The sequence below is a fragment of the Streptomyces sp. NPDC001851 genome (genome assembly GCF_040297165.1).
GTDB lineage: Bacteria > Actinomycetota > Actinomycetes > Streptomycetales > Streptomycetaceae > Streptomyces.
Genome location: NZ_JBEOYR010000006.1, coordinates 184406 through 194315, shown reverse-complemented (window position 1 = coordinate 194315; position 9910 = coordinate 184406). Strand labels below are relative to the sequence as shown.

The 9910-nt window shown below is 75.1% G+C and carries 9 protein-coding genes; all 9 read left to right on the top strand.

The features are described from left to right. Window positions 1-380: 380 nt before the first annotated feature. A complete protein-coding gene (locus ABT171_RS10895) occupies window positions 381-968 on the top strand; it encodes a hypothetical protein (RefSeq protein WP_351242090.1) in 588 nt (195 codons plus the stop codon). Window positions 969-1076: 108 nt separating this feature from the next. Beyond that, window positions 1077-4427 (top strand): CHAT domain-containing protein, encoded by a 3351-nt coding sequence (locus ABT171_RS10890; RefSeq protein ID WP_351242088.1) that lies wholly within the window; start codon window positions 1077-1079, stop codon window positions 4425-4427. After that, window positions 4424-5113, top strand: a complete 690-nt coding sequence (locus tag ABT171_RS10885) for a hypothetical protein (RefSeq protein ID WP_351242086.1) — start codon at window positions 4424-4426, stop codon at window positions 5111-5113. Before ABT171_RS10890 ends, ABT171_RS10885 begins: the two co-directional genes overlap by 4 nt. Then, window positions 5113-5790: an RES family NAD+ phosphorylase gene (locus ABT171_RS10880; RefSeq protein ID WP_351242084.1), complete on the top strand. Its 678-nt coding sequence runs from the start codon at window positions 5113-5115 to the stop codon at window positions 5788-5790. The genes ABT171_RS10885 and ABT171_RS10880 overlap by 1 nt, the downstream gene beginning before the upstream one ends. Before the next feature lie 62 nt (window positions 5791-5852). Then, window positions 5853-6953, top strand: a complete 1101-nt coding sequence (locus ABT171_RS10875) for a macro domain-containing protein (protein WP_351242082.1) — start codon at window positions 5853-5855, stop codon at window positions 6951-6953. Between the two features lie 150 nt (window positions 6954-7103). Further along, on the top strand, window positions 7104-7319 hold the full coding sequence (locus tag ABT171_RS10870) for a hypothetical protein (RefSeq protein ID WP_351242080.1): 216 nt from the start codon (window positions 7104-7106) through the stop codon (window positions 7317-7319). Continuing rightward, complete coding sequence (locus ABT171_RS10865; protein WP_351242078.1) at window positions 7316-8086, top strand: vWA domain-containing protein; 771 nt, start codon at window positions 7316-7318, stop codon at window positions 8084-8086. Before ABT171_RS10870 ends, ABT171_RS10865 begins: the two co-directional genes overlap by 4 nt. Beyond that, window positions 8083-8850 (top strand): protein phosphatase 2C domain-containing protein, encoded by a 768-nt coding sequence (locus ABT171_RS10860; RefSeq protein WP_351242076.1) that lies wholly within the window; start codon window positions 8083-8085, stop codon window positions 8848-8850. Before ABT171_RS10865 ends, ABT171_RS10860 begins: the two co-directional genes overlap by 4 nt. Window positions 8851-8852: 2 nt before the next feature. Then, window positions 8853-9905 carry a protein kinase domain-containing protein gene (locus tag ABT171_RS10855; protein WP_351242074.1) on the top strand — a complete coding sequence of 351 codons (1053 nt, stop codon included), beginning with the start codon at window positions 8853-8855 and terminating at the stop codon, window positions 9903-9905. Window positions 9906-9910: the final 5 nt, after the last annotated feature.

The window sequence follows — 9910 nt, the reverse complement described above, 5'->3', positions numbered from 1 at the left end:
CGGCCATGGGCCCGTCACCGCACCCACCACTCACGCCGGACCCCGGCCAAGACCAGACCCCGCGACCGGCACAACACCCGCCCCCCGGGCAGGACCCGGACAAAACCCCGGGCCATGGGCCCGTCACCGCACCCACCACTCACGCCGGACCCCGGCCAAGACCAGACCCCGCGACCGGCACAACACCCGCCCCCCGGGCAGGACCCCAGCGAAGGCCGGGCCCCGCGACCGGCACAACGCCCGGAGGCAGCGTGGCCGGTGCCGCGCCCGCTGCTCGGGCGGGGGCCGGGTGAAGGGTGGGCGGGGGTCGGGCGGGGGGTTCCGCGGAGGGGTGGGTGGCGGTTCGCTGGAGGGGGACGGCGACACAGGGGGTGAGGGCGGTGGACGTCAGTGGCGCGGGTGCGCCGGTCGTGGCGGTCGTCGGGGTGGTCGGGACCCTGCTGTCGGCGCTGCTCACCCAGCGCGCGGCCGAGCGCAGCCGGCAGCGTGAGCGGGAGCGCACCGAGCGGGCGCGGGCCCGGGCCCGGGAGGCCGAGGAGCGTCGTACGTGTTACGTCGCCCTCAACACCGCCTCCCGGCAGTATCTGGCCGCCCTCACCGACCAGCTGCACGCCCTGGGCCGCACGGAGGATCCGCGCGCGGTGCGGCAGCGCCTCACCGAGGCCCGGGACCTGCACCGGGACGTGTACGCGGAGGCCCAGATGCGGCTGCCCGACCCCGTACTCGTCCTGGCCGGCGAGGTCACCCACGCGCTCGGCACCCTCTACGGCCGGCTCCGGCGCCTGGACGACGGCGTACCCCGCCCGGGCGACTCGCTCGACGCCGCCCGGGCGGAGATCGACGCGCTGTGGGAACGGCTGCGGGAGCTGCGGCGGGGGATGCGGGCGGATCTGGGGGCTTCGGGAGCGCCCCGTCCGGACGTCTCCGGCACCGGTCCGGGCACATCCCGGGTGGTTTCCGGGTGTTGATCGGGCGTCGGACGGAAAAGCTCGGTGATCGGGCGCCGTTGTGACGGAGATCTCGTCATCATGGAGACGGCAACGGGCTGTTGGTGCCCTCGGAACGGAGGAGAGCCGGTGGGGGAAGAAGAGGAGACCGGTGGCGTCCAGGCGTTGCGGGCCTGGGCCGGTGAGGCCGTCGGGCGGGCGAAGGCGTTGCTGCCGGCGCCGGACACCGTCGTCAAGCCCTCCCGTGCCCATGACGACTCGATCGCCGAACTCGACGCGCTCTCCGGCCTGTTGGACCACGACCCACCGCTGCGCAGCTCGGTGAGCTTATGGCTCGGCGGTGTCCTCACCCTGCGGCATGCCGCCGGGGGCGGGACGCCCGAGGACCGGGAGCGGGCGCACGGTCTGCTGCGGGACGTACGGGATCCGGCGACGAGGACCGGGGCCGCGGCCTCGGTCGAAGACCGGCGGTGGGCCGCGCTGTTCCTGCTGACGCATGCGATGCCGCTGCAGGAGATGCTGGGCGGGCTCGCGCCGGAGCCGGACGCGACCGCCATGCTCGACATGATCATGCGGGAGGGGCCGAGCGGGATGGCCGCCTTCGCGGCCCGGCTCCAGGAGCTGGTGAACGACGCGGCCGAGCTCCCGTTGCCGCCGGAAACCTTGAGCCAGCTGCGGCAGGTGCGGGACCTCTACGCCCGTCCCTCGGTCGACGGGATGGCCGACCTGCTCAACAGCCTCATACCCGACGACGGTCTGCCCGGCACCGAGCAGATGCGGCAGATGACGGGGACCTGGCTGACGACGATGACCGGCGGCACGGGCCCGAAGAACGGCACGAGCCCGAAGAACGGCACGAGCCCGAAGAGCGGCACGGACACGGCGTCCGGTGCCGGCCCGCGCACGAGTGCCCCCTCGGACGGGTCCCCCGCCGACGCCGGTACCCCGGCCGTGCCCCGTACTCCCGAGGACTTCCGTCGGCTGATCGCCGCGTGGCAGGCCGTCCAGACCACGTCCGTGGACTTCCTGGACCACGCCGGCGGTGGCGACCCCGCCGCCCTCAACCAGCAGCTCGGGCGGCTGCGCGAGGCGCTGGACGGGCTGCCGGACGGCATGCCGGGCAAGGACGCCCTCGTAGGGCAGATGGCCATGCTGCTCAACCTGAGCGACGGCGCCGGCGGCACGCTTCAGGACCAGGCTCTCGGTGTCGCGCACACCGGGACGGTCACCGACTACCTGCGGCGCCAGTCGGAGAGGCCGGTCCCCCTGGCGGACGGCTTCGCGGTCATGGCGGACGCGCTGGGCCTGATGACCGACGTCCGGACGGCCGGGCAGGCCGAGGACGTGAAGCGGCTCGGCGACCTGCTCCCCCGGGCCGAGGCCCTGGCCGACACCGTCCCCGAGGACCACGACTTCCGCGCAGTGGCCCTCGTCACCCGCGCCATGGCCCGCCTCACGCTCGGCTGGTTCACCGGGGACCGGGAGCTGCTCCGGCGCGGCCTCACGGACTTCGAGGACGTCAGGACCGCGGCGGGGAACAGCAGCCTCCCGATCAGGCAGGAGGAGCTGGACGCCATGGTTCCCGACGTCGCGGGCCTGCGCGCCTACCTCGACGGCGACACCACCATCCTCCCGGACGGGGACGTGCCGCCGCCGGACGCCCCCGCCGGCCGGCTGCACTCCGCCGCGAACCGCCTCGGCATGCGCTACACCGTCACCAAGGACCCCGCGGACCTCGATGCCACCATCACCACGCTGGAACGGCTCCGCGAGCACATCCGGCAGGGCCGGGCACCGCGCGTCGCCGCCCAGTCCCTGTGGACGCTCGCCGAGTCCTACCGCGCCCGCTGGCACCGGGAGCAGAACGAGTCCGACGCGGACGCCGCCACCGACGCGGCGAACGAGGCCCTGGCCACCCTCGCCGCCGACGTCCTCCTCCAGCACGGCGCCGAACACCGCCTGACGACCGCCCGTACCGGCGCCTCCCTCGGCGTACGCGCCGCCCTGTGGGCCGCCGCCCACGGGAGGGTGGACGACGCGGTCGCCGCCCTGGAGCTCGGCCGGGCGCTGGTGCTGCAGGCGGCGGCCACCTCCCGGGCCGTACCGGAGCTGCTGGAGGAGCGCGGGCATCCCCGGCTCGCCGAAGCCTGGCGGGCGTCCGGCGCCTCGGAGACCGGCGAGCTGCCCGCCGAGCTGCCCAGCACCCTGCGCCGTGAGGCCCTGGAGGCCCTCGGCTACCGGGAGCGGGGAGGCCTGCTCGGCACCCCCACCCTGCGGGAACTCGCGGACGGCGTCGGCGAGGCGGGCGCGGACGCGCTGATCTACCTGGTCCCCGGCGGTGACGGCGCCCCGGGCATGGTGCTGGCCGTGGGCCCCGAGATCGGCATCGGCGTGGGCGGCCTGCCCATGCTGACCGAAGCGGAGAACGGACCCCTGGCGCGGTACCTGGACGCCGCCTCGGCCCGTTCCCGGAACCCCGGCGACGCGCAGGCGGAAGCGGCCTGGGAGGAGGCCCTGTCCGACCTGTGCGACTGGGCGTACGAGGTGTTCGAGCATGTGCTCGCCGGGTTGCGCACGCACCTGCCGGACGAGCCCGGCCGCCGTACGCCCCGGGTCGTCCTGGTCCCCTGCGGCCGCCTCGGGATCGTCCCGTGGCACGCGGCCCGCTTCCCCGCGGACGCGCCGTACGACTACCTCTGCCAGGCCCTGGTGATCAGTTACGCGGCCTCCGGCAGCCAGTTCCTGCGGACGGTCAGGCGCGCACCGCGCGACCCGGTCTCCGCCCCCGCCCTGGTGGCCGACCCGACCCTCACCCTGACGTTCGCCGAGCCGGAGGTCCTGCAGCTGCGCAACGCCTTCTATCCGGGGGCGCGGCTGTACGGCGACTTCGGCACCCTCCCGGACGGCTCGGTGCCGCGCGGTACACCCGACCAGTTGCTGGCCCTGCTCGCCCAGGACCACTCGATGGTCCACCTGGCCACCCACGGCATGGCGGGGCCGCGACCGACGGAGTCGGCCCTGCACCTCGCCGACCCCGACGGCGGCGAGGGCGCCGCCCGGCTGACCGTGACCCAACTGCTCGACCGCCCGCAGCCCGCTGAACAGCGGGACGGCCCGCTGATCGTCCTGAGCGCGTGCGAGACCGATCTGAGCACCCGCGACCACGACGAGGCCCTGACCCTCACGACGGCGTTCGTCACGGGCGGCGCACGCGATGTCGTGGGGTCGCGGTGGCTGGCCGGGGACGGCCCGTCGGCGCTGCTGATGGCGGTCTTCCACCACCATCTGCGGGCCCGGCTCAGTCCCGTCGACGCGCTGCGGGCCGCACAGCTGTGGATGCTCGACCCGGACCGGAAGGATCCGGGCGGGCTGAGCGACGACCTGCGGCCGGACATCGGCCGCCCCGACCTCGGGCGGCCCGCGTTCTGGGCCGCGTTCATCCACCAGGGCCACCCCGGCCGGGGAGAGGAGACCGTATGAACCCGGGTGAGGACAGCGGGCCGGGGGTGCTCGGCCTCATCGACGAGCACCTCGACAGCATCCGCGCCCAGCTGACCGACGAGCAGTACCAGCTCCTGCTCACCCGTCTGCGCGCGCTCGCCGACACCCCGCCGGAGGACTCCAGGGCCGTACGCCGGGCCTTCCAGGCGGTACGCCTGAGTCTGCTGCCGCTGCCGTTCGACCATCCGGTCCGGCAGGCGATGGACTCCGTCCGGCTCGTCGCCACGGCGGCCGCGGGCCCCCCGGTCGTCCTGCGGACGCGCGATCTGCTGGCCCGGCTCACGGCCGTGCCGGCCCCGCCCCCGGACACCGCGGCCATCATCGCCGCCGCCGAGCGCAGGCTGCTGAAGGCCCCCGCCTTCTCGGCCGCCGAGCTCCGCGCCCGGTACGGCGCCTCGCCACCGCCACCCGAACTGATCCGGCTGGCGGACCCCCGGTTCGGCGACCGCTACCCCGAGTTCCAGTTCCCGCCCGGCGGCGGAACGCCGTACGAGGTCGTGCTGGAGGTCAACCGGGTCCTGCTCGCCGACGCCGACCCGTGGGGCGCCGCGGACTGGTGGCTGAGCGACAACGCCTGGCTGGGCGGACCGCCCGCCTCCCTGCTCGGTGTGCTGCCCGACCGTGAACTGGTCGACGCGGCCGCGGCGTTGGTGGAGGGGGACTGATGCACGAGGAAACCGTGTCGCCCTCCGTGTACCGCTTCCGGCCGCACTGGGAGGTGCTGCCCGCCGGTACGCAGCTGTGGCGGATGCACGCGTCCCGGTTCGCGGCCGAGGAGTTCAAGCCGTTCAGCCCCGACGACCGCAGGCCCGGCCGTTTCCACGCCACGCCGCGGGATCCGTATCCCTGTCTGTACGCGGCGACGGACCCGGAGACCGCGCTCGCCGAGACCCTGCTGCGCTCGGTCCCCTTCAACCGGGAGACCGGCATGCGACTGGTCCCCTGGGCGTCGGTGCGGGACAAGTCGCTGAACGTGGTGCGGACCCGGTGCGAGCTGAAGCTGGTCTCGCTGTGCTCCGGAGCGGCCCTGGCCGCCGTCTGCCAGGACAGCCGCCTGCTGGAGAACGAGGGGGCGAAGCACTACGACAGCACCCGGGACTGGGCGCGGGAGCTCCGGGCCCAGGTGCCCGAAGCCATGGGGATGATCTGGGGTTCGAAACGCAACCCGTCACGGCGGGCCCTGGTGCTCTTCGGGGACCGCCTCACGGACCACGCGGACCGGCCGCTGGAGGCACTGCCGTACCGCAGCATCCCGGACCTCGGCTCGCCGGCCGGCATCGAGGAGGCCAACCAGCTGCTGGCACCCCTGCGCGCGGCGATCAGGGAGCCGCTGCACCGCTGAGCCCGTGGTCCCGCCCGCCGCCCGCTTGTTCACGTGTCACACGGGGTGCCATCGTTGACGGCATGGCCCCACCGTCTCTTGACCATGCGTCAATTCTCGTGGACTTACAGGCAGTTCGGCGGGCGGGACTGCTGAGGCTGCGCGGCCGCGAGCTGCCCGCCCTGGAGTCGGCCGCGGCCTCGCTGGCACCCGCGCGCACCCGGGAGGGCGCCGTGGAGGCGCTGCTCCGCCGCGCGGTGGAGCGCCTCGACGCGGGCACGCTGCGGACCGCGGCCGAGTACACGCTGGGCCTGGCCCAGGGCACCCGGGACTGGCCGGCGTCCTCCCGCCGGGCCCGCGCGGCCGAGGTGTACCGGGTGAGCGAGGAGCGCTTCCGCAAGCACCACGAGGTGATGGTGCTCGGGCAGGTGGCCGAGCACATCGTGGAACTGGTGGCGGGCGGCGGTGAGCCGGGCGAGGGCGACTGGGCGGGCGGGACCCACCGGAGCGTCGACGTCGTGGCGGGCGAGCGGACCGTGCGCCTCACCCTGCACATCCACCCCGTCGACCTGCTGCGGGACGTGGACGTGGTGGTCTCCCCGGCCAACACCTACTTCGCGCTGCCCGAGCCGTACAAGTCCTCGGTCTCCGCCTCGCTGCGCCGGGCCGCCTCCGTGCGCGGGGTGACCGGCGACCTGCTGGACGACCCGGTCCACGACGAGCTGCGCACCTGGGCGGCCCGGCACGGCACGTCGGGGCGCCCGGTGGTGCCGGGCACGGTGGCGGCGACCGGTTCCGGCGCCATGGCCGCGTACGGCGTACGGCGGATCTACCACGCGGCGGTGGCCGTACCCCGGGCCGGCACCAACGACTACGACGTGCTGCCCGCCGACATCACCCGCGCCACCTCGCGCGCGCTCGCGCTGCTGGCCGAGGAGCACGACCGGCACACCCCGCCGCTGCGCTCGGTGTGCTTCCCGCTGCTCGGCTCCGGACGCGGCGGGCTGCCGTACCCGGTGAGCGCGGCCGCGGTGTGGAGCGCCGTCGAGGCGGAGCTGGCGCGCGGGGCGCGCTGGGAGGTGCACTTCGTGGTACGGGACGCGGAGGCGGCGCGCGCGGTGGAGCGGATCCCGGCCAGGAGCCGCCCGGCGCGCGACCGGTCGGCGCCCAGCCGATCCGTTTGACTGGAGGAGCGGGTCGCTCAGGCGGGGTGCAGTGGGGGAGCCTCCACCCTGGGCGGCTCCCGCGCACCCGCCGGGACTTCCGGTATCGACGCGGTGTCAATTCAGCGAAACGGAAGGCCGGTTGGTGCCGATGTCACATACCTTGGCCGCATGACCAGGGGGATGGTTGAGTGGGCGCACGGCTGCGCGGGTCGCACGGTGACCTGGCCCGCCCCGGATACGTACGTACTCGTCGACGGTGTCCTGCTGCGCATGGTCCCCGAGCCGCCCGGACTGCCCCCGGGTACGGCCGTCACCGTGCGCCACGATCCGGAACGGCAGCGGCTGGTGGCCCACGCCGACGGCACCGGGGCGGTGGCCGGATGAGCGAGACGGGCATCGGGTTCGGGACCGGCTTCGAGGAACGGCAGCCCGTCGTCCTGCTCCTCGACACCTCCGCGTCCATGGGCCGTCCCGCGGAACACCCGCGGATCGACGAGCTGAACGACGCGCTGGCCCGCTGGTTCGGTGAGGTCCGCACGCAGGAACGGCTGCGCACCCGGGTGGAGGTCTGCCTCCTCACCTTCGACTCGGCGGTACGGGTGTACGACCCCGGCCCCGGCCGCCTGGTACCGGTCGGGGAAGCCGGCGCCGACCGGCTGTTCGTCCCGGTGGACGGCATGCACCCGCCCACGCTGCGCGCCGAGGGCCTGACCCGGCTGACGGACGCCGTGGAGACGGCCCTCGACCTGGCCCGCAGCCGCTACCGCAGCCTGCAGCGGCAGCGGGTGCCGGTCCGGCGCCCCTTCCTGTGGGTGCTGACGGACGGCGCGCCGAGCGATGCCCGGGGCCGCCCCCTGGACGCGGCGGCGCTGGCCCCTACGGCGGGGCGGGTGCGCGAGGGCGAGGAGAAGGGGGAGTGGGTCTTCCAGGTGATCGGGGTACACGGCGCCGACCTGCCGATGCTGCGGGTACTGGCGCCGAAGGCCACCTCCCCGCTGGCGAATCTGGAGTTCGGCCGGATCCTCGACCTGCTCTTCCAGAGCACGGACGACAGCAGCCCGGACCAGGACGCGGATCTCATCCACCAGCAGGTCGAGGACCGTGCCGCCCGGCTCGCGCGCATGGACAGGCTGGAGAGGGGCCTTCGGTGATCGTCGCGGGCGCCTCGGTCCAGGGCACCGCCCATCTCGCCACCGGGCAGGGCTGCCAGGACGCGTTCAAGGCGGTGGACCTGGGCGACACGGCGGTCCTCGCGGTGTCCGACGGCGCGGGCAGCCGCGACCGCAGCGCACTGGGCGCCCACATCGCGGTGGACGCGGCCTGCCGGCTGCTGGCCGAGGACATACCGGACGCGGAGGACACGCCCCAGGCGTGGACGGCGTGGATCGCCGGGCGGGGGAAGCGGGTGGCCGAGGAGTACCTGAGGGCGGTGACCGGGGTGCTGGGCACGGCGGGTGCGCAGGATCCCGGCGCCCTGGCCGCCACCGTCACCGCGTCGGTCGTACGTCCCCCGTGGGCGGCCTTCCTCTCGCTGGGCGACTGCTTCGGCACGCTCCTCACCCGCGACGGCCGGTGCCACCTGGTCCTTCCCCCGCCCACCGGCCCGACGCCCTTCCTCTCCTCCCCCGGCGCGGCGCTGCGCTTACGCAGCTTCGTCGTCTGGGAACCGGAACTCGACGGAGTGGTCCTGGCCACCGACGGCTGCGCCGCCCTCACCCTCGACCACCCCTCCGTCCACCACCTCCCCGCGGCGGCGGGCCCGTTACCGGCCGGGGGTTTCTTCCTCGGCCTGGCCGCCACGCTCCGCGAGAACCACGGCGACGCCGAGCCCCTGCGCCGCCGGCTCGCCGGGCCGGAGGCCGGCCGGACCGGTGACGACCTGACCGTCCTGTGCGCGCTGGTCGAAGGGGGGTGACCGTGGGACTGACCGTGGTGTCCGGCACCGGACACACCTGGCGGCTCACCGAGCAGATCGGCAGCGGCTCGGAGGGATTCGTGTACGGCGTCGACGACGCCCGCCCCCTCGTCGCGAAGCTCGTCCCGGACCCGCCCGACCCCGAGGCCTACCGGCGCCGCGTGGCCCGCCTGGTGCGCCAGCGCCGTGAACCCCGCACCGTCGGCCTGCTCTCCGGCACACCCGTCCGGCTGGCCTGGCCGCTGGCCGCGGTCCACGCGGCGGATGCCACCGGGGCGGACCGCGTCGACGGGTACGTGATGACCGACATGCGGCACGCCTACCAGCCGTTCAACCACCTCCTCACCCCCGCCGCCCGGCGGACCTTCCTGCCCCGGGCGACCTGGGCGACCGCCCTGCGCGCCGCCCTCGCGCTGGCCCGGCTGCTGGCCGACCTGCACGCCGAGGGCTATGTGGTGGGCGACCTCAAACCCGACAACCTCTGGGTCGACGACACCGGCCGGGTCGGCATGGCGGACGTCGACTCCTGGCAGTTCACGGACGGCCGCGAGGTGTTCCAGGGCCGGATGCGCACCCCCGGCTACACGGCCCCCGAGCGGATCGGCGCCCCCGCCGGCACGCTCCCGGACACCGCGTCCGACGACTTCGCCCTGGCCGTCCTGGCCCACCAGCTCCTCATGGCGGGCCTGCACCCCTTCGCCGGCCACCCGGCGGACGGCGGCGACTACCTGTCGTACGACGACAACGTGCTGCACGGCCGCTGCCGGCTCGTCGACCGCACGTCCGTGCTGCTGCCCCGCACCGCGCCGCCCGCCGACCTGCTGCCGAGGCGGCTCGCGGAGCTGTTCCGGACGGCGTTCCGGAACGCGCGCCGCCGGCCGACGGCGGCCGAGTGGGCCCGGGCGCTCGCGGCCGAGCTGGCACCGGGCCGGCTGAAGGTGTGCGCGGTGAACGCCCACCACCTCCACACCGTGGAACGGCCGTGGTGCCCCTGGTGCGACCAGGCCGAACGGGACGCCGACAGCTACCCCGGCCCGCCGCGGGAGGACATATGACCGGG

What these genes read in the sequence shown, in the direction of transcription:
- ABT171_RS10870 (WP_351242080.1), top strand. Translation starts at nt 7,104, where the DNA reads ATGACCAGGGGGATGGTTGAGTGGGCGCACGGCTGCGCGGGTCGCACG.
- ABT171_RS10885 (WP_351242086.1), top strand. Translation starts at nt 4,424, where the DNA reads ATGAACCCGGGTGAGGACAGCGGGCCGGGGGTGCTCGGCCTCATCGAC.
- ABT171_RS10865 (WP_351242078.1), top strand. Translation starts at nt 7,316, where the DNA reads ATGAGCGAGACGGGCATCGGGTTCGGGACCGGCTTCGAGGAACGGCAG.
- ABT171_RS10880 (WP_351242084.1), top strand. Translation starts at nt 5,113, where the DNA reads ATGCACGAGGAAACCGTGTCGCCCTCCGTGTACCGCTTCCGGCCGCAC.
- ABT171_RS10875 (WP_351242082.1), top strand. Translation starts at nt 5,853, where the DNA reads ATGGCCCCACCGTCTCTTGACCATGCGTCAATTCTCGTGGACTTACAG.